Source organism: Pseudomonas congelans, assembly GCF_900103225.1.
In the GTDB taxonomy this organism is placed as follows: domain Bacteria; phylum Pseudomonadota; class Gammaproteobacteria; order Pseudomonadales; family Pseudomonadaceae; genus Aquipseudomonas; species Aquipseudomonas congelans.
The window spans coordinates 362,136-387,929 of sequence record NZ_FNJH01000001.1 but is presented as its reverse complement, the minus strand read 5'-3'; the positions used below and the strand labels follow the sequence as shown (position 1 = coordinate 387,929).

At 59.4% G+C, this 25,794-nt stretch carries 20 protein-coding genes; 13 read left to right on the top strand and 7 right to left on the bottom strand.

Translation table 11 applies throughout. The features are described from left to right. Positions 1-52: 52 nt before the first annotated feature. Positions 53-295, bottom strand: a complete 243-nt coding sequence (locus BLR20_RS01575; protein ID WP_010428091.1) for a glutaredoxin family protein — start codon at positions 293-295, stop codon at positions 53-55. Between the two features lie 57 nt (positions 296-352). Then, positions 353-1,423, bottom strand: coding sequence for an acyltransferase family protein (locus BLR20_RS01570; RefSeq protein WP_032614570.1), 1,071 nt, complete (start codon positions 1,421-1,423; stop codon positions 353-355). Between the two features lie 247 nt (positions 1,424-1,670). On the opposite strand from BLR20_RS01570, the gene BLR20_RS01565 reads away from it, so the two are divergent. From BLR20_RS01565 to BLR20_RS01535, 7 genes are all read left to right on the top strand, one after another. After that, a complete protein-coding gene (locus tag BLR20_RS01565; RefSeq protein WP_003315618.1) occupies positions 1,671-1,985 on the top strand; it encodes an ElaB/YgaM/YqjD family protein in 315 nt (104 codons plus the stop codon). Positions 1,986-1,989: 4 nt separating this feature from the next. After that, positions 1,990-2,382: a phage holin family protein gene (locus BLR20_RS01560; protein ID WP_002553117.1), complete on the top strand. Its 393-nt coding sequence runs from the start codon at positions 1,990-1,992 to the stop codon at positions 2,380-2,382. After that, positions 2,379-2,735, top strand: coding sequence for a hypothetical protein (locus tag BLR20_RS01555; RefSeq protein ID WP_010428094.1), 357 nt, complete (start codon positions 2,379-2,381; stop codon positions 2,733-2,735). Before BLR20_RS01560 ends, BLR20_RS01555 begins: the two co-directional genes overlap by 4 nt. Before the next feature lie 178 nt (positions 2,736-2,913). Then, positions 2,914-4,245, top strand: a complete 1,332-nt coding sequence (locus BLR20_RS01550; RefSeq protein WP_003433027.1) for a deoxyguanosinetriphosphate triphosphohydrolase — start codon at positions 2,914-2,916, stop codon at positions 4,243-4,245. Positions 4,246-4,495: 250 nt separating this feature from the next. Continuing rightward, positions 4,496-4,888, top strand: coding sequence for a response regulator (locus BLR20_RS01545; protein ID WP_010428096.1), 393 nt, complete (start codon positions 4,496-4,498; stop codon positions 4,886-4,888). Between the two features lie 357 nt (positions 4,889-5,245). After that, on the top strand, positions 5,246-5,872 hold the full coding sequence (locus BLR20_RS01540; RefSeq protein WP_003423744.1) for a response regulator transcription factor: 627 nt from the start codon (positions 5,246-5,248) through the stop codon (positions 5,870-5,872). An 8-nt stretch (positions 5,873-5,880) separates the two neighbouring features. Then, complete coding sequence (locus tag BLR20_RS01535; RefSeq protein WP_074594303.1) at positions 5,881-9,501, top strand: transporter substrate-binding domain-containing protein; 3,621 nt, start codon at positions 5,881-5,883, stop codon at positions 9,499-9,501. A gap of 93 nt (positions 9,502-9,594) precedes the next feature. On the opposite strand, the gene BLR20_RS01530 is transcribed toward BLR20_RS01535, so the two are convergent. Further along, positions 9,595-9,939, bottom strand: coding sequence for a YggL family protein (locus BLR20_RS01530; protein ID WP_003346101.1), 345 nt, complete (start codon positions 9,937-9,939; stop codon positions 9,595-9,597). 338 nt (positions 9,940-10,277) lie between these two features. Between BLR20_RS01530 and dacB the strand changes: the two genes are divergently transcribed. Then, entirely contained in the window at positions 10,278-11,744 is a 1,467-nt protein-coding gene (gene dacB / locus BLR20_RS01525; RefSeq protein ID WP_054993020.1) for a D-alanyl-D-alanine carboxypeptidase/D-alanyl-D-alanine endopeptidase, read from the top strand. Positions 11,745-11,797: 53 nt separating this feature from the next. Here the strand turns inward: dacB and BLR20_RS01520 are convergent, their stop codons facing one another. Then, entirely contained in the window at positions 11,798-14,188 is a 2,391-nt protein-coding gene (locus BLR20_RS01520) for a sensor domain-containing diguanylate cyclase (RefSeq protein WP_054993021.1), read from the bottom strand. A 202-nt stretch (positions 14,189-14,390) separates the two neighbouring features. After that, the gene (gene rlmKL, locus BLR20_RS01515) at positions 14,391-16,643 is read right to left on the bottom strand and encodes a bifunctional 23S rRNA (guanine(2069)-N(7))-methyltransferase RlmK/23S rRNA (guanine(2445)-N(2))-methyltransferase RlmL (RefSeq protein WP_010428108.1); all 2,253 of its coding nucleotides are present in this window, start codon (positions 16,641-16,643) and stop codon (positions 14,391-14,393) included. A gap of 588 nt (positions 16,644-17,231) precedes the next feature. On the opposite strand from rlmKL, the gene rmf reads away from it, so the two are divergent. Further along, the gene (gene rmf, locus BLR20_RS01510; RefSeq protein ID WP_002553055.1) at positions 17,232-17,447 is read left to right on the top strand and encodes a ribosome modulation factor; all 216 of its coding nucleotides are present in this window, start codon (positions 17,232-17,234) and stop codon (positions 17,445-17,447) included. A gap of 144 nt (positions 17,448-17,591) precedes the next feature. Here the strand turns inward: rmf and BLR20_RS01505 are convergent, their stop codons facing one another. Next, on the bottom strand, positions 17,592-18,623 hold the full coding sequence (locus BLR20_RS01505) for a quinone-dependent dihydroorotate dehydrogenase (RefSeq protein WP_010428110.1): 1,032 nt from the start codon (positions 18,621-18,623) through the stop codon (positions 17,592-17,594). A gap of 252 nt (positions 18,624-18,875) precedes the next feature. On the opposite strand from BLR20_RS01505, the gene BLR20_RS01495 reads away from it, so the two are divergent. Both BLR20_RS01495 and BLR20_RS01490 read left to right on the top strand, forming a co-directional pair. After that, entirely contained in the window at positions 18,876-20,087 is a 1,212-nt protein-coding gene (locus BLR20_RS01495; protein ID WP_054993022.1) for a CmpA/NrtA family ABC transporter substrate-binding protein, read from the top strand. 14 nt (positions 20,088-20,101) lie between these two features. Then, the gene (locus BLR20_RS01490; RefSeq protein ID WP_054993023.1) at positions 20,102-20,677 is read left to right on the top strand and encodes an ANTAR domain-containing response regulator; all 576 of its coding nucleotides are present in this window, start codon (positions 20,102-20,104) and stop codon (positions 20,675-20,677) included. 59 nt (positions 20,678-20,736) lie between these two features. On the opposite strand, the gene BLR20_RS01485 is transcribed toward BLR20_RS01490, so the two are convergent. Then, positions 20,737-21,984, bottom strand: a complete 1,248-nt coding sequence (locus tag BLR20_RS01485) for a glycoside hydrolase family 68 protein (RefSeq protein WP_054993024.1) — start codon at positions 21,982-21,984, stop codon at positions 20,737-20,739. Positions 21,985-22,889: 905 nt separating this feature from the next. Here BLR20_RS01485 and BLR20_RS01470 point away from each other — a divergent pair. Next, entirely contained in the window at positions 22,890-24,101 is a 1,212-nt protein-coding gene (locus BLR20_RS01470; RefSeq protein ID WP_054993027.1) for a nitrate/nitrite transporter, read from the top strand. 7 nt (positions 24,102-24,108) lie between these two features. Further along, positions 24,109-25,770, top strand: coding sequence for a bifunctional protein-serine/threonine kinase/phosphatase (locus tag BLR20_RS01465; protein WP_054993028.1), 1,662 nt, complete (start codon positions 24,109-24,111; stop codon positions 25,768-25,770). The last annotated feature ends 24 nt before the right edge of the window (positions 25,771-25,794 follow it).

Below are 25,794 nucleotides of genomic sequence, written 5' to 3'. Positions count from 1 at the left end.
TGCGCGTCGTGTCCGATAAATGAAAGGGCATGCAGCTCGACGACAAGGCAGCTCAGCGACTCAGAAAAGACGCCACTTGAGGTGCGTCGAATGGCCATTCCAGCTCATCACCGGTGTCGGCTCGACGCAACACAGGAACGCGCAACTCGTAGCGTTCAAGCAGTTGCTCATCCTCGCAGATGTCGACCAGCTCAATCAGCAGGCCGTGCTCGATGGCGAACGGCAGCAAAACCGCTTCGGCAACCTCGCACAGCGGGCAGCCCGGGGTGCTGAACAGCTGGCATTCGGGTGGCATGAGTCGATCCTCGGCGAATCCTCGGTAACCGGAAATCATTCTAGGCGCGCACCGGGATCACGTCGACACCCGGAAATGCGCCTTGCTGAACGCATTGGCGCGGTCCAGTACCGGTTTCTCGAAACAACGATAACCGACCCAGCCATAGCACACCGCTGCCGCCATCATCAGCAGAGCGAAAAACAGGTTGTCCAGATAGCTTTCAGGCCAGGGCCCCACCAGACTCCAGACCCTGCCGATCACCCCCAGCACCAGCAGATGAGACAGGTAGATCGTGTAGGACATGTCGCCCACGGCAACCATAAACGGCGGCACCAGCAGCTGTCTGCGTCGTTCAAGCAAGGCCAGCGTCACGACCAGCACGCCGAACGTTCCACCAACCATGAGCATGCGCAGCAGCCCCTGACTCTCATACAACCGGTAATAGCCGATCAGGGGCACCGCCGCCATCAGCGCGACACCGAGCAGCAACCAGACCGCAGCGGTGGGCACGCGCGCACAGTGGCGCCCGTAAAAGAACAGTGCCAGCGCAGCACCCAGCACGAACTCGAGGGCATAGGGATGCAGGATGATCTTCACTGCCGGGGAATAGTCCTGCCAGTCTGCCAGTGTGTTAAACACCACGATGATCAGACTCCAGGCGCCAAGCAGAAACGGCAGATTGCGCTCGCGAAACAGCAGGAAGCCTGAGAACACCACGTAGAACCACAGCTCGAACAGCAGCGACCAGGCCACCATTACCAGCAGCACCTTGTCGTTGGGCAACAGCAGGAACGACATGATCAGATTGGACGAGCCATGACCGCTGTTGACCATGCCCGGCTGCACCAGATAAACCGCCAGGGTGATGAAAAAGTACAACCAGTACGTGGGGTAGATCCGCGATACTCGATTGAACAGAAAGCGCTGAGCCTCGGGTGCACTCTGAAAACGGCCACGACTGACAATCACCATCACAAATCCGCTGATGACGAAAAACAGATCGACGCCCAACTGAAAAAAATCGAGCCAGGGCGGCAGAAGGATATCGCCACCGGAAAACTTGCTCTCTACCGACATCATGTGAAACAACACAACGCCAAGGACCGCTACGCCCCTGAGCCCCTGCAGGGAATACAGCCGCTCCATGCCTCTCTCCATTAAACCGATGTCGCGCGCGCCAGGCCATCCCGTGGTCACGCGTGTGGAGCATAGCCAATGGCCAGAAATACGGAACCCCAATCTTCCGGTGCTTGTGGTTTTTCCTGGCAGATACTTTTGGAGTAAGGTGCAGCGGCAGTGTGAAGCCTGATCGAACACGATACGGCAATCGAAGTGAACCTTCAGGAATCACCTGTACTCGAAACATTTATACGCCCACCAAACGGAGAACATCATGGCCCGCGAAACTGCACAGAATGCTCAGGAAATCCTGAGAGCCGACTTCCAGGTACTGGTTGCCGATACTGAGAAATTGCTGGCGCATACCGCCTCTCTCGCTGGTGATCAGGCCGATGAACTGCGCGCCCAGATCCGCGAAAGCCTGTTGCGTGCCAAGGAAACCCTGAAGACCACCGAGGATTCGTTGCGCGAGCGCGGCGAAGCGGCAGTGGTCGCCACCGAAGATTATGTTCAGAACAACCCCTGGCAGTCAGTCGGTATCGCCGCAGGTGTCGGCTTTCTGATCGGTCTGCTGGCTACAAGGCGCTAACATCATGACTCTGGGAACGGAATCAGCACCGCCCGAGGGAACTCCGGGCTCTTCACCGCGGCGCCTGGGCGCTGCATTCCTTGGCCTGTTGCACACTCACGTCGAGCTGTTCGGCATCGAATTGCAGGAACAGAAAGCGCGAACCGTCAGCTTGCTGCTGTTTGCCGGTCTGGCACTGGTTTTCGGCCTGCTGCTGCTCACCGGGCTCTCGGCCTTGCTGCTGATCGTTCTGTGGGACAGCTATCGCCTGGCGGGCATTGTCGGCCTGTGTACGTTTTACCTGCTGGCCGCGATCTTCTGTGGATTGCGCCTCAAGGCAGCGATCTTCGACGAGTCTTCGCCCTTCCATGCGACTCTCGAAGAACTGGCCAACGACCGTGAGCGATTGATGCCATGAGTGAACCCAAGTCGCACCAGAGCAATACTCGTCGAGAACTGCGCAAGGCATTGATCCGTCTGCGCATGGAAATGCACCGCCAGGAAATTCGCCACGAATCGGCGCAACTGATGCAACCGTTGCAACGCTTTCGCGGCATCCGCCACGACTGGAAAAGCGCGCTGGGCTTTCGCCACGCGCCGCTCTGGGGCGTGGGCTCGGTCGCCCTGCTGGGCTTTCTGAGCGGCAAACGTGCCAAGACCGGACGCACCAGCCTGCTGGGCCGCCTGTTGAAGCTGGGCATCACGTTGACGCCGGTGGTCAAGGTCGCCATGCAAGCGCGCGCCCTGCAGAATCGCAATCGCAAGATCTGATTGCGCCATGCGTTTCGCATGATCATGGCCTGACTGTACTGGCCTGAATATAAATGCCTGCTCCGGTAACCGGAGCAGGCATTTGTTTTTCTACGAGGCCTGTTTTCATCAGTGCGCCCCTTGCGGCAGGCGTGTCGAACCGGGAAGCTACGCCCCTATTACTGACGGAGTGAACGCATTGGATTGGCAAACACTGCTTAACCGCGAACGACTGGGCAAGACCCTGCACAGCCCCGAGGAACTGGGGCGCAGTCCGTTTCACAAGGACCATGACCGGATCATCTTTTCCGGGGCCTTCCGCCGCCTGGGACGCAAGACCCAGGTGCATCCGGTGTCCAGCAACGATCACATCCATACGCGCCTGACCCATTCGCTGGAAGTCAGTTGCGTCGGTCGCTCTCTGGGCATGCGCGTCGGCGAAACGCTGCGCTCCGCCCTGCCCGACTGGTGCGATCCCAGCGACCTGGGCATGGTTGTGCAATCGGCCTGTCTGGCGCACGACATCGGCAATCCGCCTTTCGGCCATTCGGGCGAAGATGCGATTCGCAACTGGTTCAATCAGGCGGCCGGGCGTGGCTGGCTCGACGCGATGAGCGACACCGAGCGCAATGACTTCCTCAATTTCGAAGGCAATGCCCAAGGGTTCCGGGTGCTGACGCAGCTGGAATACCACCAGTTCGACGGCGGCACCCGCCTGACCTACGCCACACTGGGCACTTACCTCAAATACCCGTGGACCGCCCGCCACGCAGACTCGCTGGGCTACAAGAAGCACAAGTTCGGCTGTTACCAGAGCGAACTGCCGATCCTTGAGCAGATCGCCGGCAAGCTGGGTTTGCCGCAGCTCGAAGATCAGCGTTGGGCGCGCCATCCGCTGGTCTATTTGATGGAGGCGGCCGACGACATCTGTTACGCCCTGATCGACCTGGAAGACGGTCTGGAGATGGACCTGCTCAACTACGCGGAAGTGGAATCACTTCTGCTCGGGCTGGTCGGTGATGATCTTCCGGAAACTTACCGACAGCTGGGCCCGGGCGACTCACGGCGGCGCAAGCTGGCGATCCTGCGCGGCAAGGCCATCGAACACTTGACCAATGCGGCAGCCAGAGCCTTCGTCGAGCAACAGGACGCCTTGCTGGCCGGCACCCTGCCTGGCGATCTGGTCGAGCACATGCATGGCCCGGCCAAACGCTGTGTGCTCAACGCCAAGGACATGGCGCGCAAGAAAATCTTTCAGGACAAGCGCAAGACGCTGCACGAAATCGGCGCCTACACCACGCTGGAGATCCTCCTCAACGCGTTCTGCGGTGCGGCCGTCGAACAGTTTGGCGGCAGAACGCCATCCTTCAAGCATCGCCGTATCCTCGACTTGCTGGGTAACAGCGCGCCTGATCCCAAGGCACCGCTGCATACCTCGTTCCTGCGCATGATCGACTTCATCGCGGGCATGACCGACAGCTACGCCAGCGAAATGGCCCGGGAAATGACCGGCCGCTCCGGACAGATATAGCCTCCATCGACCGGCCCGCTGCCTGAACAGACGCAGGCAAAGGGCTGGTCAGACCTGATTACCTCGCGAAACTCAGACAGGCCCTACATGCATGTCAGACGAGTCCTATCGCAGCTTTTCTTGCATCCCTCAATAATTCCAGCCACTTCAACTGCCATCCGGCACCTCATCCATCCGCCAGCGAAACTTGCCGGCCCGCACGCCGCCTGCCGATGCCTGAACGCCTCGTCAGGGCCTTTCCGGAACACTCATGTCCACACATAGCCTGCGCATCCTCCTGGTAGAAGATCACCCGTTTCAACTGATCGCCACCCAGGTGCTGCTCAACAATCATGGCTACTTCCTGCTGACGCCAGCACTTACGGCCGCGGAGGCACTCGCTGCCATGCAACGCAGTGAACATCCCTACGGCCTTGTGCTGTGCGATCAGTGCCTGCCGGACATGTCAGGCCTGGACCTGATTGATGAGGCCTCCCGGCAAGGCTGGCTGCACCAGGCCATTCTGCTCAGCGGCTTGCCGGACACACAGCTTGAAAGTCTTCAGCAGCTCGCCAGGCGGCGCAATCTGCCCCTGCTCGGTTGCCTGAGCAAGCCCCTGCATGGCCCCGACCTCAGCCGTCTGCTGGGAGAGATCACTGAATGACGTCGGCAAGTCGACTTCATTCGGTTGCAGCAATACCGGCGAAATACCTGCATTCATTACCCTGTGAAAATGGATCGATTGTGAATCCACGTTCAGACTCGTAGGAAATCAGCAGTCAACATGAATGATGATTCCAGAAAGTAATAAACACCCGGTGCATCAGTTGCCGAACACACAATGAAATAAGCGTTAACGTTTAAATACACTTATGTTTTACGTAGGCTTTTACGTACTCCGATACGCTAATTATTGTAGGACTTTTCCTATATATGCCTGCCGAGCAAGTCTCTTTATGTGCCTGCCCGAACATCTGAGCTAAGGTGCGCGCTTTCTTCACTGCTTGTTATGGAATGGAATATGAACTCAGTTTTCATCATCGACGACCACCCGGTTATCCGGATGGCGGTAAGAATGCTCTTGGAGAACGAAAATTATGAGGTAGTCGGCGAAACCGATAACGGTGTCGACGCCATGCAGATGGTCCGTGAATGCATGCCCGACCTGATCATTCTCGACATCAGCATTCCCAAGCTCGATGGCCTCGAGGTGCTGGCTCGCTTCAATACGATGGGGCTGCCCTCCAAGATTCTGGTGCTGACCTCGCAAACCCCCAACCTGTTCGCCATTCGCTGCATGCAATCGGGTGCCTCGGGTTATGTCTGCAAGCAGGAGGACCTGAGCGAACTGCTCAGTTCGGTGAAAGCGGTATTATCCGGCTACAATTACTTTCCCAGTCAAGCGTTGACGTGTGCGGTTCGCGAAGATGGTCAGACCAACGAGCTCGAGCTATTCAAGTTGGTCAATGACCGCGAACTGATGGTATTACAGTTATTTGCCCAGGGCCGCTCCAACAAGGAAATAGCCAAGGGCATGTTTCTCAGTAACAAGACCGTCAGCACTTACAAAACACGGCTTATGCAAAAACTGAAAACCAGAACCTTGGTAGAACTTATCGAGATGGCAAAACGTAACGCGCTAGTGTGAGAAAACGGATGCCCAAGCGCTTCAGACAATTATTAATACTGGCCATAAGCCTGTGCATAGGCTGGGGTGCTCAGGCCGGACTCTATGCGGCCGATCATTACACCCTGCTCGGTCGCTCGAGCCCGGCGCACATGGACGTGAAGCTGGACAACAGCCAATGGCAATGGGTACGTGGTAAACGTGAACTGATTCTCGGCACCTCGAACCCCGATTACCCACCCTTCGACATCACGATATCCGGCAACGATTACGAAGGCATCACTGCAGACTACGCAGGGATCATTTCGGATGCGCTGGACCTGCCGGTAAGGGTGCAGCGTTTCGAAACGCGCGACGCAGCGATCAAGGCGCTTGCCGCAGGTCAGATCGACCTGCTGGGCACCGCCAACGGTTTTGAAGCCATTGATCGCAACATCAGACTGTCCCAGCCCTACTCGGTTGATCAGCCCGTTCTGGTCACCCGGGTCGGAGACACGCGCCCCCTGAACGAAGGCCTCAAAGGCATGCGGCTGAGCATGGTCTATCACTACCTGCCGCCTGCCGAGGTCGAGGCGTCCTATCCGGGCGCAACGCTGAAGACCTACCCTTCTTTTCAGAACGCCATCAATGCAGTCGCCTTCAATCAGGCGGATGTGTTTCTGGGCGATACGATTTCCACCCAATACATCATCAACAAGGGTTATCTGAACAACGTGCAGATGTCGAATTTCGGCAAGCACGAGCCCAACGGTTTCAGCTTCGCCGTCAGCAATGAAAACACGCAACTGCTGGGCATCATCAACCAGACGCTGAAAGCCATCCCTGTCGATGAACGCATCAATATCTCCAGACGCTGGAGCACTGGCAGCGACCTGATGCTCACCGACCAGAAGCTGCAACTGACGCAACGCGAGGAGCGCTGGATCGCTCAGCACCCGACCGTGCGCGTGGTCGTCAACGAAGCGTACGCACCGCTGACCTTCTTCGACGCCAAGGGCAACTTTCGCGGCATCACCGCCGACCTGCTTGAACTGGTGCGCCTGCGTACCGGCCTCAGGTTCGACGTCAAACGTTCGCCCAGCCTGACCGACATGCTGAGCCAGGTCAGCGAGGGCCAGGCCGACATGATCGGTGCGCTGGTGTCCAGCGATGTGCGTGAGGATCGATTGAGCTTCAGCCGCCCGTACATAGACAACTCGTTCGTGCTGGTCACCCGCAAGGATCAGGGTGCCCCCAGCTACCTCGAACAGATGGACGGCAAACGTCTGGCAATCACCCAGGGCAGCCCGATGCTTGACTGGCTGGGCCGCAAATACCCGAGGGTCGTGCCACTGGAAATCGACAACCCGTTCCAGACGCTGGACATGTTGTCCCTGGGCAGAGCGGAAGGTGCGGTCGTCTCGCTGCTCAGCGCAGATTACTTTCTCTCTTCCGGCATCTTCGAGGACCGCTTGCAGATGACCGCCACTGTCGGTGAGGACCCAGCGCTGATCTCCATGGCAACCTCACGCAATGCCATCGAGCTGAGTTCGATTCTCGACAAGGCGCTGGCGAGCATCGCGCCCCAGGATTTGGCAGCGATCAACAACCGTTGGCGCGTTTACACCCCTTCAAGCGCCAACTGGCATGACTATCAACGCCTGATCTACCAGATTATTGTGGGTGCGGGCCTGTTGCTGCTGGGTCTGCTGGCCTGGAACGCCTGGATGCGACGGCAGATACGTCAACGCGAAGCCGCAGAACGAGCCCTGGGCGATCAGTTCGAATTCATGCGCGCGCTGGTCGAAGGTACGCCCCATCCGATCTACGTGCGCGATCGCGAGGGTATGCTGCGCATGTGCAATGACAGCTACCTCAAGGTTTTCTCCGCGCAACGCGAAGACATCATCGGCAAGAGCGCGACCGAAGGCGGCCTCGGCAATGCCTTCGAAGCCCGCGAGTACGCTGCCGACTATCAGCGGGTCATGGCCAGCGATACCGCACTTATCCTCGACCGACCGCTGCACATCGGTGAACGAGAGCTGACCATCTATCACTGGATCCTGCCGTTTCGTGACTCCCTGGGTGAAGTACAGGGCATCATCGGCGGCTGGATCGACATCAGCGAGCGCCGCCAGCTGATCGAGGACCTGCAGGCCGCCAAGGAACAGGCCGACGCCGCCAGTCGTGCCAAGAGCACCTTCCTTGCGACCATGAGCCATGAAATCCGCACACCCATGAATGCCGTGATCGGCATGCTGGAGCTGGCGCTCAAACGTGCCGAACACGGCGAACTGGATCGTTCCGCCATCGAAGTCGCCTACAGTTCGGCCAACGACCTGCTGGATCTGATCGGCGATATCCTCGATATCGCACGTATTGAATCCGGGCGGCTGTCACTCAACCCCGAACGCGCGAATCTGCGTCGACTGGTGGAGTCGGTGCTCAGGGTATTCGACGGTCTGGCCCGGCAGAAGGACCTCGAACTGGTGCTGGAACTGGACAGCAGGATCAACGCCGACGTACTGATCGACCCGTTGCGCTTCAAACAGATACTGTCCAACCTGGTCAGCAACGCCATCAAGTTCACCCCGATGGGGCGGATCAAGGTCGTATTGCAGGCAGCCGAAAGTCCGGACCCGCAACTGCTGCATCTGCACATCACCGTTCAGGACAGCGGCATCGGCATCAGTGTCGAAGACCAGCAACGCTTGTTCGAGCCGTTCGCCCAGGCCGATAACACCGGACAGATGGCGCGTACCGGAGCCGGACTCGGGCTGGTGATATGCCGCAGCCTGTGCATGATGATGGGCGGCAATCTCTCGCTCGACAGTACGCCGGGGCACGGCACCCGGATCAGCATGAACCTGGTGCTGACCACACTTGAAGCGCTGAGCGGACAGCCCGTGGCAGAGCAACCGGCAGCCGTCGCTCACCAGACGCTCAGGATCCTGATCGTCGACGATCATCCTGCCAACAGGTTGTTGCTTTGCCAGCAGCTAGGCTATCTCGGTCATCACTGCGAAATGGCTGAAAACGGCGCGCGAGGGCTTGAGCGCTGGAAGGCCGATCACTTTGATCTGGTCGTCGCGGATTGTAACATGCCGATCATGAACGGCTACGACATGACCGCTGCCATCCGCAGACAGGAGCGCGCATCCGAACGGCAACGCTGTCCTGTCTGGGGATTCACGGCCAACGCGCAATCCGACGAGATCGAGCGTTGCCGGACCGCAGGCATGGACGATTGCCTGTTCAAGCCCATTGGCCTCTCGATGCTCAGCGAACGACTGGCAGCCATTGCTCCGCTGGCGCACACGCGTACGCTGCCCTTCAGCCTCGACAGCGTCAGCAACCTGACCGGTGAACGTCCTGAAATGGTTGAGCGCCTGCTCGCACAACTGCTGCACAGCAACCATGAGGATAGGCTGGCGCTGGCCAGACTGACACCGGAAAAGGATCGCCGGAAAACCCGCGATCTGGCGCACAGGATCAAGGGCGCAGCCCGGATCATCACGGCTTCAAGGGTGGTTGATGCCTGCGATGCGCTGGAACTGGCCTGCGACCCGGACACACCGGATGAACAGTTTCGTACCTGCCGGCAGGCGGTCGAACTGGCAATGATCGAGCTTGAAGACGCACTGATCCTGCAACAGGCAAGGCCTGAATGAGCGAGTACCAAAGACGGTATGACGAGAGGGGGAATACGAAGGGATGTACTGGAGAAAATCAAGGAAGCAGGCGCTGGCCTGCTTCCCGTTACATCAGGCGGCCGGATTGATTTCTTTTTCCGGGTACCAGACGTCGATCAGCGGGCTGACAGTGACTTCTGTCAGTTCGCTGCGGCCTTTGAGCCAGGCTTCGACAGCAGCACGCTGCTCTTCGCTGACCGAGCCACGCTTGCTCAGGCAAACCAGACCGAAGTCATCGCCGCCCACATAGCCAAGACCGTTGGCTTCCATTGCTTCTTTCAGGAAAGCGTCAAGGAAAGCATCGATTGCCTTGTCGTCCAGCTCTTGCTTGAAGTCCAGGTTCAGTTCAAAACCCAATTCCTGGAACTCGTCCACACACAGTTTTTTGCGCAGACGGCGGGAGCGGTTAGTGGCCATGGGACAATCCTCATCAATAAATATCGGGCGGCACTTTACCAGCTTGGCGATTTAAAAGCCCGACAATTGCGGCGTGTGGTGGATATCCGGCTTTGCGACGGCCTTGGATGCCGAATCAATAAAAAATAGCATTTACCGGCTTGCCCCCCGGTCACAAGCCTGCCCGGCTTGGGGCATAATGCGGCTCGTTTCATGCGTGGCATTCTGTGTTACAAAAAAAGCCCGCCGCGCATTCACTACTATAGTTACCGAAATCGAATCGACATTTGCAATAGTTACCGAGGGAATTCATCCATGCCCTCTTTTTCGTTTCCCTCTTTGCAGTAGGGTTTTAGTCAATGATCAAGTCGCTACGTCCATTGTTGCTCGCGTCACTCCTTTTGCCCCTGGCTCTGCCCTCCTACGCCGCCGTCATCAACACCACCCTGCCCCCCAAGGTCCAACAGGCTCTGAAAGCCAGCAAGCTCGGCGATGAAGCGCTCTCGCTGGTGATGTTGCCGCTCAACGGCCCAGGCACGCCGACCGTATTCAACGCTGACGTATCGGTCAATCCGGCTTCCACCATGAAGCTGATCACCACCTACGCGGCCCTGGAAATGCTCGGCCCGACCCACCAGTGGAAAACCGAGTTCTTCACCGACGGCACCCTGAGCAATGGCGTGCTGCGCGGCAATCTGTACCTCAAGGGCGGCGGCGACCCCAAGCTGAATATGGAAAAGCTCTGGCTGCTGATGCGTGATCTGCGCGCCAATGGCGTGCAGCAGGTGACCGGCGACCTGGTGCTGGACCGCAGTCATTTTGTGCAACCGCAATTGCCGGTGTTCAACGATGACGGCAATGACGACAACAAGCCGTTTTTGGTCAAGCCCGACGCGCTGATGATCAACCTCAAGGCGCTGCGCTTCGTGACCCGCAATGACGACGGCAGGATTCTGGTCTCGGTCGAGCCGCCGATTGCCAGCATTCGCATCGATAATCAGGTCAAGGCAAGCGCTTCGAAGCAATGCACCGGGGATGTGCGCTATAACCCGGTCACCCAGGCGGATGGCAGTGTCAACGTGACGGTCACCGGCCAGTTGGGCAATGGCTGCAACTCACAGACCTACCTGTCACTGCTGGACCACCCGACCTATGCGGCCGGCGCAGTGCGGGCCATCTGGCAGGAACTGGGCGGCACCATTCAGGGCAAGGACCGCGTCGGCGTGCTGCCCGGCAATGCCAAGCTGCTGGCCAAAGCCTTTTCTCCGGACCTCGTGGAAGTCATTCGTGACATCAATAAATTCAGCAACAACACCATGGCCCAGCAACTGTTCCTGAGCCTCGGCGAAGAGTTTCGCAACGACGCTGACGGTGACGACGGCAAAGCCGCGCAGCGGGTAATCCGTCAGTGGCTGGCGAAGAAAGGCATCACTGCGCCGCATCTGGTCATGGAGAATGGCTCCGGGCTGTCGCGGGCCGAGCGTGTCAGCGCGCGTGAAATGGCGGTGATCCTGCAAGCGGCGTGGCGCAGTCCCTACGCTGCCGAATTCATGAGCTCGATGCCGCTGGCCGGCCTTGACGGCACCATGCGCAAGCGACTCAAACGCACCCCGCTGCTCGGCGAGGCGCACATCAAGACCGGCACCCTGAATACCGTGCGCGCGATTGCCGGTTTCAGCCGCGACAGCAACGGCAACACCTGGGCAGTCGTGGCGATCCTCAACGACCCGCGTCCGTTCGGCGCATCCTCGATACTCGACGAGGTACTGGTCGATCTGTATCGACAACCCAAACTGACCAACACCACGGTCTCGATCCAGCAATAACCAACCGAGTACCGGCCATCGGCAGACCCGCTTTCGCAGCGGGTCTGTCTGCATCAGCCCTGCTCGGGCTCGACCCGGTCGCGGCCGGCCTGTTTCGCGGCGTAGACACCCGAGTCGGCGCGCAGCAACATCGCGTCGATACCCTCACCCTCGCGCCAGCTGGCGATCCCGAAGCTGCCCGTGACCACCTGATCGACGCCTTCGATAACCTGTTTGCGCAATTCCTCGCTCAGACTCAGTGCCAGTTGATAGGCCTGGGCACCGCGCGTTCCCGGGCAGATCACCATGAACTCTTCGCCACCCAGACGGCAGAACACATCGTCGCTGCGCAGCCGCTGGCTGATCTTTTCCGAGATGGCCTTGAGCACCTGATCACCTGCGGCATGACCGAAGCGGTCATTGATGCGTTTGAAGTGATCGATATCGAGCATGATGATCGACAGGTTACCGCCGTGCCGGTCGATTCTTTTCAACTCGGCCTGCATCCGGTCCTGAAAGTAGCGCCGATTGTAGGCACCGGTCAGCACGTCGGTGACCGACAGCGCACGCAACTCCTGCTCGACGCGCTTGAGGTCGGTGATATCGGACACAAAACCATGCCACAGCACGCTGCCATCGGCCAGGCGCTCAGGCGTCGACGCCGCGCGTAACCAGCGCTGCCCCTTGCGTGGCAGCTCGACACGGTACTCTTCGCTCCACGGTGTCAGGTGTTCGGCACTGATCAGAATGGAGCTTCTGACTCGCACCAGGTCCACCGCATGGATCCGCCGCAGGATAGTTTCGGAATCGCTCAGCAACTGCTCTTCGTCCACTTCGAACAGCTCGCACATGCCAGCGCTGGCGTACCTGAAACGTGCGCTGCCATCGATGGCCAGGTGGTACTGGTAAATACCGCCGGGCACTTGCGAGCCAAGCTTTTTCAGCAACTGCCCCTTCTCGGCCAAGGCCTGATTGACGCGCTTGTGCTCGGTGACGTCGATGCACACCGCCAGATACCCGGTCCAGAGCCCCTGATCATCACGCACCGCAGTGACCAGCATGTTCACCACCAGCGTGCTGCCATCGCTGCGCTGCAGGGTCCACTCCTGCGAAGGGTGGTTACCGTCCTGCACGGCGTCGAGAAACATTAGTTGCGAAGCGCTGATCGTTTGTCCGCGGCTCTTGCTCATGCGGCTCGCGCGGGCCTCCAGATCGGCAGACTGGTAAAAGTCCATGAGGCGGAACCTGCCCAGCACGTCCTCCTGCGCATAGCCGAGCATTTTCTGTGCACCGACATTGAAGGTCTTGATCAGCCCGTCCAGATCGGTCGCGATGATCGCCACTTCGGTCGCCGCGTCCAGCACACTGCGCAACTGCCCGTGCGCGGCCCTCAATTGCTGCTCGCGCTGGCGCAGCTCGCGGGTGCGCTGCGCCACCCGTTGCAAGGCGCGCTGACGCTGACTGATCAGGCTGTAGAGCAAGGCACTGAGCATCAGACTCAAAAGCCCTCCAAGCCATAACACCCGGCCGGGCATCATGATCTGGTTGTTCAGGCTGAAAATCTGCGTAGGGCGAACCTCGACCAGATAATCCCTGTCGCCCAGGCTAAGCAGGCTGCTGGCGTACAGCTGATTACCTATTGCAGGGAGAGGCGACTGGTAGACCTGCTCGGGCGTTTCCGGCGAACTGAGGTCGAGCATGGTCACGGCAAGGTTGTCCTGCTCTGCCGTGCCGATGTTCATCAATTGCGTCAGGCTGATCACTGCGGTGACGTAGCCCCTCAATTGTGGGACCGGTTGGCCAAGCGAGAACACCGGCGCGACCAGCAAAATGCCGTAGGTGTCGGAAGGTTCCAGGGACAGCAGGCGGATACGAGGCGTTGCGACCGTTCGTTTCAGCAAGCGCGCACGTTCCAGAGCGGCGCGGCGAATCGGCTCCGAGGCAATATCGAAACCCGCTGGCGTGGGAATGTTGCTGAGGCTCTGTATGAATCGAACCGGGAAGTAGTCATTTCGCACGGCAGCGATTTTCAAGGTGCCGTTTTCATCCATCTCGCGTATGGCATATCCGGGCGAGCCTTCCTCACGCGACTGCCTTTCAAACATCGCCCGTTCGCCCTGCAGCACCCTCGGATTCCAGGCATACGCCTGGGTGCCAATCAGTAACGGCGCGACAAACCCGTCGAATTCGGACAGTTCAACCTGATGGGAGTAGATAAAGAAGCGAGCCAAGGTGTCGAGCCGGGTAACCTGCCTGTCCAGACGTTCCTGCAGGCGACTGAAGCGCTCCGCGGCAACCGTATCGAAACGCTGACGCAACTGGCGTTGATACAACTCGTTGTCGGCCAGCGCCAGCATGATCGTAAGTGCTGCGCCGACCAGCAATGCCAGGACGGCGATAAGCCACGCTGAAAGCTGGCCATTGATGAAACTCAGAACTCTGAGTTTGAACCGTTTCACTGTCATACACACAAACTCATGACGCCAACATACGGAAGCGTCAGGCTGGCTATGACTTCTGTTATAGCTATTCGCCAGTAATTTTCATAGGTTTATGACTGTTTCGGGATGATCCGCTGGTCTGTCCGCGAGGACATGCGAACGAGTGCAGGACGTGTCGCGACGCGCGATGAACGGACCGTTAGCGATCCGTTCATCGCGCACCGGATCAGCTACGCGCCATTATTTTCCAGGCACGGTGGATCTTGCCGTTACGGGCAAAGTCCTGGTCGATGGTTTGCGCAGTAATATCCTCGACCGCATAGCGCTGACTCAGGTTTTCGTCGAGCACAAACTTGCGGAAGTTGTTGGAGAAGTACAACACGCCCCCCGGCGCCAGACGTGCCATGGCCAGATCGATCAGCTCGACCTGATCACGCTGGACATCAAAAATGCCTTCCATGCGCTTGGAGTTGGAGAACGTTGGTGGGTCGATGAAGATCAGGTCGTACTCGTCGCGATTAGCCTGCAGCCAGGCCATCACGTCGCCCTGCTCCAGGCGATTCTTGTCGGAGAAACCGTTCAACGACAGGTTGCGACGCGCCCAGTCCAGATAGGTCCGCGACAGGTCGACACTGGTGGTGCTGCGCGCACCGCCCTTGGCAGCATGCACACTGGCCGTGGCCGTGTAGGCAAACAGGTTCAGAAAGCGCTTGCCCGACGCCTCGCGCTGGATACGCATACGCATCGGCCGGTGGTCGAGAAACAGTCCGGTATCCAGGTAGTCGGTCAGATTGACCAGCAGCTTGACGCCGCCTTCGCTGACCTCAAGAAACTGACCCTGGGCGCTCTGGCGCTCGTACTGCTTGGTGCCGCTCTGACGCTCGCGACGCTTGATTACCACGCGGTTCTTGTCGATGTTCAGAGCTTGCGGAATGGCCGCCAGCGCATCGAACAGCCGCGCTGACGCCTTTTCCGGATCGATGGACTTGGGCGCTGCGTATTCCTGAACATGCACCCAGTCGTGATACAGATCGATTGCCAGCGAGTATTCAGGCATGTCGGCGTCATACACGCGGTAGCAATCAATCCCTTCGCGACGTACCCACTTGCCCATCAGCTTGAGGTTCTTCTGCAGGCGGTTGGCAAACATCTGCCCGCCTTCGCTTAGGCGTGCCTGCTCGACCACCACCGGTTCCGGTTTGATCGGGTTGCCGTTCTTGTTGAGTTTCCGCTCAACGACTTCAACCTCGACAGGGTTTTCGCGTTCGATCTGACGCTGCTCGGGTGTGCGTCGCTCGCCGGTCACGAACTGATCAGGTGTGACCTTGATCAGCAGCAGCTTGCACGGCAAGGCGCCGTTCCAGAACGAATACTGTTTGTGGCTGCGAATACCCATGCGCTTGCCCAGGTCAGGCGCGCCGGTGAACACCGCTGCTTCCCAGTTAAGGCAGGCCTGACGCAGGCGCTCACCGAGGTTCTGGTAGAGATACAGCAGGCTGGCTTCATCTCCCAGACGCTCGCCGTACGGAGGGTTGCAGATCACCAGGCCTTTCTGGTTCTGGTCGGGACGCGGTTCGAAGGTCGCGACTTCGCCCTGATAGACCTTGATCCAGTCGCTGAGACCGGCACGTTCGATGTTGTTACGCCCAGGCTGGATCAGCCGCGGATCGGCTTCGTAACCGCGAATCCAGGAAGGTGTCTTGGCCAACCCGGCCTCGGCGCGGGCCAGCGCTTCGTCGTGCAGCTTGCGCCACAGCGCCGGGACGTGGCCCAGCCAGGCCGAGAAGCCCCAGCGTTCACGCTTGATGTTCGGGGCGATGTCGGCGGCGATCATGCCGGCCTCGACCAGGAACGTACCGACACCGCACATCGGGTCAGCCAGCGCGCCCCCCTCGGCAGCGATGCGCGGCCAGCCGGCGCGGATCAGGATAGCGGCGGCGAGGTTTTCCTTCAGCGGTGCGGCCCCCTGCTGCAGGCGGTAACCGCGCTGGTGCAGGCTGTGCCCGGACAGGTCGAGAGACAAAATCGCTTCGCCGCGATCCAGACGCAGGTGCACGCGCAGATCGGGGTTGATCTTGTCGACCGACGGACGCTCGCCATCCGGGGTACGCAGCTTGTCGACGATCGCATCCTTGACCTTCAGTGCGCCGAAATGGGTGTTGTCGATGCCCGAGCCATGACCACTGAATTCCACCGCAATGGTGCCGTCGGATTCGAGATGATCCTGCCACTCGACATCCAGCACGCCGTGGTAAAGGTCTTCCGCATCCTTCATCGGGAAACGCTTGAGCACCAACAACACGCGGTTGGCCAGACGCGACCAGAGACACAGCCGGTAAGCGGTCTCCATGTCGGCCGAGCCGCGAATGGCTGAAGTGTGCTCGCGGGTCTCTTGCAGACCCAGCGCAGTGGCTTCCTCGGCAAGCAGGCCTTCAAGGCCCTTGGGGCAAGTGAGGAAAAGTTCGTAGCGATCCGACATGTGTATTCCAGGGCCTGAGCCGTCTGCGGCGGGCAACGCATTGCCCTGCCAGATTTGAACAGGCGTCTTTCATGGAGAACGCCTGCGTGGCACGTGATGTGTGCCGGTCCACCGCATGATCCTGTCATGTCATTGCGGCAGTTTTGGCGCGTATTAGAACAGATATCAGGCAAAGCGATGTCGGCAATAAAGACGCGCAATCAAAAGTCTTGTTTTGAAAAGTCACATTTTTGCAGCCTTACTGTGACCCTTCGTCGCTTAAGCAGCCAAGGCATTGAGCCAGTATATGAGCCTGATAAGCGATCTCAATTGGCTCGCAAACCCTCATGTTCAAGGGCCTGCAGAAAATATCATGGTTGAAACAGGTCACCGCTTATTGCTCGACAGACCTGAATGTGACGTGCTTATGACAAAACGATCATTCACACCGCCCTTCGCTTTGGTTAGAAATCGTCTCAGGTCATCGCCGCAATGGTGATGGCATCAAGGCCCGCGACGCCGGCAGCGGGCCCCAACGGCAGAAGATTCTGCCCGACCTCAATACGGGGTCTCAGGGATATTACAGTCAACAGACGAGGGCATTACCCTATGAGAAGACTTAAGCGTGATCCGTTGGAAAGAGCATTTTTACGCGGTTATCAATACGGCGTTCATGGCAAATCCCGTGAGCTTTGCCCTTTTACTCTACCGTCAGTACGCCAGGCATGGATCAATGGCTGGCGCGAAGGACGCGGCGACAACTGGGACGGTATGACCGGCACTGCGGGCATCCACAGACTCAACGAACTTCACGCGGTCGGATGAGGCGATTCAAATCAAAGACATTCAGGCCTCTGTCGGGCCACACACATGATTGACTGATTCACACCTGCACCATGCACGCCCGACCCGGGCGGCGGGCCAACGCCCAGGGGCTCTCTCGGAGAGCCCCTTTTTTTACCCCCGGGTTCAGTGTGCGACGCGAGGCATCGCCGCAATGGCATCCACCGACTCGCGAATCAGCGCAGGGCCCTTGTAAATGAAACCCGAATATATCTGCACCAGACTGGCACCCGCAGCGATTTTCTCGGCGGCATGCCGGCCTTCGGTGATCCCTCCGGCGGCGATGATCGGCAGACGGCCCGCGAGCTCACCGGCCAGCACCTTGACGATGTGCGTGCTTTTTTCCCGAACCGGCGCGCCGGACAATCCACCCGCCTCGTCACCGTGCGGCAAACCTTCGACACCCTGGCGGCCGAGCGTGGTGTTGGTGGCGATGACTGCGTCCATACCGGATTCGATCAGGGCTGCGGCCACCAGCACGGTTTCTTCGTCGGTCATGTCCGGGGCAATCTTGATCGCCAGCGGCACACGCCTGCCATGCCGTTGCGTCAGCTCCTGCTGGCGCAGGCTCAGCGCCTGGAGCAGTTGCTTGAGCGAATCGCCGAACTGCAGGCTGCGCAGCCCCGGCGTGTTGGGCGAACTGACATTGACCGTGACGTAGCTGGCATGGGCATAGACCTTGTCCAGACAGATCAGGTAATCGTCTACCGCGCGCTCGACCGGCGTGTCGACGTTCTTGCCGATATTGATACCCAGAACGCCGCGATACTTTGCTGCTTCGACACGGGACACCAGGTTGTCGACACCCAGATTGTTGAAGCCCATGCGATTGATGATCGCCTCGGCGTTGGGCAGGCGGAAAATACGCGGCTTGGGATTGCCCGGCTGCGGACGTGGCGTCACCGTGCCGATCTCGACGAAACCGAAGCCCAGTTGCGCGAAGCCATCGATGGCCGCGCCATTCTTGTCGAGACCCGCTGCCAGCCCTACAGGGTTGGGAAACTCGAGGCCCATCACGCTGACCGGCAACTTCGCCGGGGACTTGCTCAGCAGGCCATTGAGGCCCAGCCGTCCGCCTGCACCGATCAGGTCCAGCGACAGGTCATGAGAGGTTTCCGGGGAAAGTTTGAACAGTAACTGGCGGGCCAGGTTATACATGGCGGGATGGGCTCGTGAGCAGCTGAATTCAGGGTGGCGATTATAGACGTGTGCGGGCCTGTCAAGCGAGGCGCGCGACAAACTTGTTGCTCGCCCTCCCCCCGCGATGGCATATGCCTTGCTTGAAACCGCTATCGGCACTCACTCCAACGGCGGAGCGGTGCGTGGACAACGGCGTCGCTTCGACACTTGCATTGGCAATGGGTCGGACGACGCCTTTTTTCTGGACGGACCTTTGATGAAGCACGCGCGATGAAAGAACGAACCGGTAATGCGCTGGACTGGGTGGCCGGTAGCGACGCCCCGGAAATGAACAGCCTGGACGTGGGCTTCATGGCATTGACCGACTGCGCTCCGCTGGTGGTCGCGGCCACCCAGGGCTTCGCCCAGCCTTACGGCCTGAGCCTGAACCTGGAGCGTCAGACCTCCTGGGCCGGGCTGCGCGACAGACTGGTCAGCGGGCAGTTGCAGGCGGCACACAGCCTGTACGGCCTGATATATGCCGTGGAACTGGGCATCAGCGGTGGCCCGGCGACCGACATGGCCATCCTCATGGGGCTCAACCAGAACGGCCAGTGCATCAACCTGTCCCGCGAGTTGCAGCAGGCAGGCGTGATCACTCCTGAAGCACTGGACAAACGCGCGCACCAAAGCGGCTCAAAGCTGACCTTCGCGCAGACATTCCCCACCGGCAACCATGCCATGTGGCTCTACTACTGGCTGGCCAGCCAAGGCATTCATCCGCTCGATGATGTGACCAGTGTCGTGGTGCCACCCACGCAAATGGCGCAACACCTGCAGGCCGGTCGCATCGACGGTTTCTGCGTCGGCGAACCCTGGGGCGCCAGCGCAGTGCAGCAGCAACTGGGCTTCACCATGGCGACCAGTCAGGCGATCTGGCCGGATCACCCGGGCAAGGTGCTCGGTTGCACCCGTGAGTTTGTCGAGCAGAACCCCAACACTGCCAGAGCGCTGATCATGGCCGTACTGGAAGCCAGCCGCTTCATCGAGGAAAACGACGATAACCGGCGCAGCACCGCGCAACTGCTAAGCGGTGCCGATTACCTGGACACCTCGGTGGACTGCATCGAGCCGCGTTTGCTCGGCCAGTACAGCGACGGTCTCGGCAATCGCTGGCAAGACCCTAACGCCGTCAGCTTCCATGCTCAGGGACAGGTCAACTACCCCTGGATGTCCGACGGCATGTGGTTCATGACCCAGTTCCGACGCTGGGGCCTGTTGCGCGAAGACCCGGATTACCTAGCGGTGGCCAGTCGCGTCCAGCAACTCGACCTGTACCGTCAGGCAGCCAGTGCGCTGGGCATCGACGTACCCGCCGCAACCTTGCGCAGCAGCCAGCTGATCGATGGCAGGGTCTGGGACGGCAGCGATCCGGCAGGCTACGCGCGTAGCTTCAGGCTCCACTCGCTGGCCGACGACGTGCCTGCTGTAGCCAGTCGTTGACGGAGAACGTAACCATGCTGCGTATCCTGCTTATCAATGACACTGCCAAAAAGGTCGGGCGCCTCAGGTCGGCCTTGATAGAAGCCGGTTTCGAAGTGATCGACGAATCCGGACTGATCATCGACCTGCCCGCACGCGTTGAAGCCGTGCGCCCGGACGTCATCCTGATCGACACCGAATCACCAGGTCGCGATGTGATGGAGCAAGTAGTGCTGGTCAGCCGCGACCAGCCACGGCCCATCGTGATGTTCACCGACGAGCACGATCCAGGCGTGATGCGCCAGGCGATCAAGTCCGGGGTCAGCGCTTATATCGTCGAGGGTATTCAGGCGCAACGGCTGCAACCGATTCTGGATGTGGCAATGGCACGCTTTGAAAGCGATCAGGCGCTGCGCGCGCAATTGCATGCCCGCGACCAGCAACTGGCCGAGCGCAAGCGCATCGAACTGGCCAAGGGGCTGCTGATGAAGATGAAGGATTGCAACGAAGAGGACGCTTATACGCTGATGCGACGTCAGGCAATGAGTCGCCAGCAGAAGCTGATTCAGGTGGCCGAGCAGATTATCGTCATGAGCGAACTGCTGGGCTGAAGCCACGAAGAACGCCTGCCTGCACAGGCGTTCCTCAGGGGTTACAGGGGCGCAGCCAGTCAGCTCAGTTGCACATCCTTCATCGCCGGCACGTAGCCGTAGTCATACTCTTCCTGCACGAACGAGCGGTCGCCCTTCAACAGGATTCTCACCGTCGGCGCCTCGGTGCCACCGATACGGTAGTCATCGCCGCTGGTGGGCACGCTGTCGATGAACGACGTGACCAGGCCGTTCGGCATCACGCAGTGGGAGTACGTCTGGAAAGGCTGCGCAGGCGGATTGCCCAACACCAGTCCGGATGCGTTCATCGGCCGGTAAGGCCCGAACAGATGCTCGCCAACAAAACCGTAAACGCCATCCGGCCCGGTCACGCCGTCGGCATACGTAAACTTGTGGCTGATGGTGAACAAATAATACTTGCCGTCCTGAAAGACATAATGCGGGCGTTCAGTCTGATCATTGACACCCACCGCAGTCACCAGTGGCGGTAGTATTTCCCACTCTTCACCGCTGAGATCTTTGGCAACCGCCAGACCGATACAGCCCACTTGAAAACGCGCACCGCCAATTTCTTCATGACCTGGTGGCACCGGGCCAAGTTCCGCAGCGCCAACTGTATGTGTACCGCGTTCGCCAGCGACATTACCTTCAAAGACCATATACAACTTGCCATCATTGGGATCAATAAACGGACTGGGGTCGCGGAAGTTCCACGTCGAGTTCTGCGCTTCGGTTTGATAATAAGTGCCGTCGGCCTCGAACAGCTTTTTGACCTGGGTAAAGTCTTTCAACTCCACGCCCTGATCGGACGTCACAATACGACCGCGGACTTTGGCAATTGTCGCCCCCGGTGTCACGCAGGTGTAGTAAAGATCAATATCACCCTGGTCATTCAACAGTACCGGTGTGCCCGCCCACTCGCGGGTGGTGGGTGACACGCCTTCGGCCATGACCCGGCCACCGAAGATCCAGTTCTTGCCGGTGCGCGAATACCAGTAGCACATGCGCGCCCGCCCGTGACGATCTTCCCAGTCGCGCTTGATGTCGTAGCGGCCGTTGGCGCCTAGATACTGCGGATCGTCGGGGTGGCGATCGGCGGTCAGTGTGACGATGACCGACCAGCCGTTGACCGAGACCACCGTGCCGTCGAGCTGGCGCAATGGCATGGTGTCCCAGATGAAGACCGTATCACTCATGACCGGGAAGTCCGCTTTTACCAGCGGCTGCGTGGTGGTCGGGTCATTTTCATTGACCTTCAACGCATCGGCACGGGACCAGATGGTAGGGGCGTAATGGATGTTACTCATGATGATGTCCTTTGCAGGCGCCTTTACATGCGGCGCGGAGAGGAAGACAACACGGCAGGCACGGGTGCAATGCCGAGGTGCAGAGTGTGTCGGGCGTTCAAGTGTCGAAGACAACCGGAAGCCGAGAAAAGAGCGAGTAGCCGATTACTTCTTTCAAAGTAAGCATTTATCGAAATTGACTGGCAAACTGCAACTACAGATTACCGGATTGAAAAGTGAAATCACCTTCTGTTTAATAAGCGTCACACGTAGCGACAGAAGCGATGCTCTCAGAGATAACATGCAAAGTAAATTAAATATTTGCCGCATTGTTATCGTACAACTGTAGGGAACTGCGTATTGATTTATATACATTAAGGTCATCATGAACGTGTATCGAAACAGCATCACAATGACAGTACTTACGCGCAAAACTGATGGCACATTAAATAATATTAAATAGTTTGAACTTTAATAAATCATTCGTCATTCTATTAATCCGCCCGCCCCTGCTGCTTTATACGAACTGCGCAAATCGCAATCTGGCTTTTCGCCGCCATGCCCTTTTTTGCAGCGCGCGTGCTGAGCAACGCCCGGTTCAAGGTCGTCCATCCGCTCACCCACAACTCCTGAAGACCATACAACCTGCCTGCAACGTTCGGCTGACGCGCCTGCACGGCCATTGGCCCGTCTATTGCTAAAGCAATCGCACCGGTAGCCAACGGCGGCTATCACCTTTTACGACAAAGACGTCGCTCATCTCTTTCCGCCCCCATGGACAGAGAGGCGACGTTTTTGCGTTTTGGCCCCGGGCGCAGGGGCCGGTGGAGTCGCCGTCATTCGGAACCCTCCACCACAGCGTCTGAACAACCCGTGTCGCGGTCATGGCCCGACTGACTAACCAACAGATGAGATGAGGTGTTCACATGGATACAAGCTTCTGGAAGGCAGGCCACAAACCGACCCTGTTCGCGGCCTTTCTCTATTTCGACCTGAGCTTCATGGTCTGGTACCTGCTTGGCCCGCTGGCGGTGCAGATTGCCACTGACCTGCACCTGACCACCCAGCAACGTGGCCTGATGGTCGCCACGCCGATTCTGGCCGGTGCGGTGCTGCGGTTTTTCATGGGACTGCTGGCCGACCAACTGTCGCCCAAGACAGCCGGGATCATCGGCCAGGTGATCGTCATCGGCGCGCTGCTGGCTGCGTGGCAATTGGGTATTCACACCTACGGCCAGGTGCTGGTGCTGGGCCTGTTCCTCGGTATGGCCGGTGCTTCGTTCGCTGTCGCGCTGCCCTTGGCGTCACAATGGTATCCAGCCCAGCATCAGGGCAAGGCCATGGGCATCGCCGGCGCGGGCAATTCGGGCACTGTACTGGCGGCACTGATCGCGCCGGTACTGGCCGCCAGCTTCGGCTGGGGCAACGTCTTCGGCCTGGCGCTGATCCCGCTGATTCTGACCCTGATCGCCTTCACCCTGATGGCACGCAACGCCCCGCAACGCAGCAAACCCAAATCCGTGGCGGACTACCTCAAGGCGCTGGGTGATCGTGACAGCTGGTGGTTCATGTTTTTCTACAGCGTGACGTTCGGTGGTTTCATCGGCCTGGCCAGCGCCCTGCCCGGCTATTTCAACGACCAGTATGGCTTGAGCCCGATCACTGCCGGTTACTACACCGCTGCCTGCGTATTCGGCGGCAGCCTGATGCGCCCGCTGGGTGGCGCGCTGGCCGACCGTTTCGGCGGGATTCGCACGCTGACCGTGATGTATGCGGTTGCCGCCATCGGCATTGCCGCCGTGGGCTTTAACCTGCCGAGCTCGTGGGCCGCTTTGGCGCTGTTCGTAGCCGCCATGCTGGGCCTGGGTGCCGGCAACGGCGCGGTGTTCCAGCTGGTACCGCAGCGTTTCCGCAAGGAAATCGGAGTCATGACCGGCTTGATCGGCATGGCGGGTGGTATCGGTGGCTTCCTGCTGGCGGCGGGCCTGGGCACCATCAAACAGAACACCGGCGACTACCAGTTGGGCCTGTGGCTGTTCGCAGGCCTGGCGGTACTGGCCTGGTTCGGCCTGCTGAACGTCAAGCGTCGTTGGAGAACCACCTGGGGTTCGGCTGCAGTCACGGCGGCTCGGGTCTGAAGCGCCGATGACCCTGCAACTGCAGTTTGCGCAGTTCAGCGCCAGCGGACCGCGAGCGGAGAATCAGGACGCCGTGCGCCTGGTCACTCCAGTCCCGGCGCTGGCCGCCAGCAAGGGCTATCTGGTCGCCCTTGCCGACGGCGTCAGCCAGTGCGCCGATGGCGCACTGGCCGCGCAGTCGACCCTGCAGGCACTGGCCCTCGACTATTACGCCACGCCGGAAACCTGGGGCGTGGCGCAGTCCCTGGATCGCCTGCTGCTGGCGCAGAATCGCTGGCTGCTGGCCAACGGTCTGCTGACCACCCTCAGCGCTCTGGTACTGCGCGGTCGGCGCTTTACTCTCGCCCATGTCGGCGACTGCCGGGCTTATCGCTGGCAGAGCGGGACGCTCAAACGCATCAGTGAAGATCACGTCTGGGAACAGCCCGACATGCAGCATGTGCTCAAGCGTGCGCTGGGTCTGGATCAGTACGTGGTCATGGATTATCTGGACGGCGAGCTGTGTGAGGGCGAGCGCCTGCTGCTGGTCAGCGATGGCGTCTGGGCGACCCTGGGGGACGCAAGTATTCGCTCGATTCTGAGCGAACAGAACGACCTCGACTCGGCGGTGAAAACACTGGTCAGCGCGGCACACCTGGCCGGCAGTCAGGACAATGCCAGCGCTCTGGTGATCCAGGTCGACAAGCTCGGCGAGGACGATCTGGGGGATACGCTGCAGCAATTGCAGCAATGGCCGCTGCCACCCGCGCTCAAGGCCGATCAGACATTCGAGGGCTGGAAAGTCGGCAGCATCGTGGCGCAATCACGCCAGTCCGTCGTTTATCGGGTCACCGATATCCATGAGCAACCCTGGCTGCTGAAAACCCTGCCAGCCAGTCGCCATGAAGAGACCGGCGCCGGTCAGGGTTTGCTGCTGGAGGAATGGTTTCTGCGCCGGGTCGCCGGGCGCTTCTTTCCAGAAATACACCCACTGACAGACCGTCAGCATCTGTATTACGTGATGCGCGAGTATCGCGGACACACTCTGGCGGAACTCTTCACTGACAAGGTCCCGTTGCCACTGCTCCAGTGGCAGGACCTCGCCACCCGACTGCTGCGGGCCACGGGCCTGCTGCATCGACGCAACATCATACATCGCGATATCAAACCGGAAAACCTGCTGCTGGCCGACGACGGCGAGCTGCGCCTGCTGGATTTCGGCCTGGCGTTCTGTCCGGGCCTTTCGGCCGTCAATACCGAAGACCTGCCCGGCACACCGAGCTATATAGCACCGGAGGCCTTCAACGGTGCCGAACCGCATCCGCAGCAGGACCTGTACGCGGCAGGTGTCACCTTGTATTACCTGCTGACAGGGCAATACCCTTACGGCGAGATCGAAGCCTTTCAGCACCGTCGCTTCGGCACGCCGATACCTGCCAGCCGTTACCGGCCGGATCTGCCGCAGTGGTTGAGCCACAGCCTGGACAAGGCACTGCATGCCGACCCGCACCAGCGTTACGAAACCGCCGAACAGTGGTTGCTGGAACTGGAGCAGGCCGAGCATCGCCCGCTGGTGACCAAACCGCGTCCGCTTCTGGAACGCGAACCGCTGAAAGTCTGGCGAACGCTGGCGCTGCTCTCGCTGCTGTTCAACCTGGTGCTGGTGATCTGGCTGATGGGTCGCCATTGAGCCCTTGCGCCCCGCTTCTGTGCA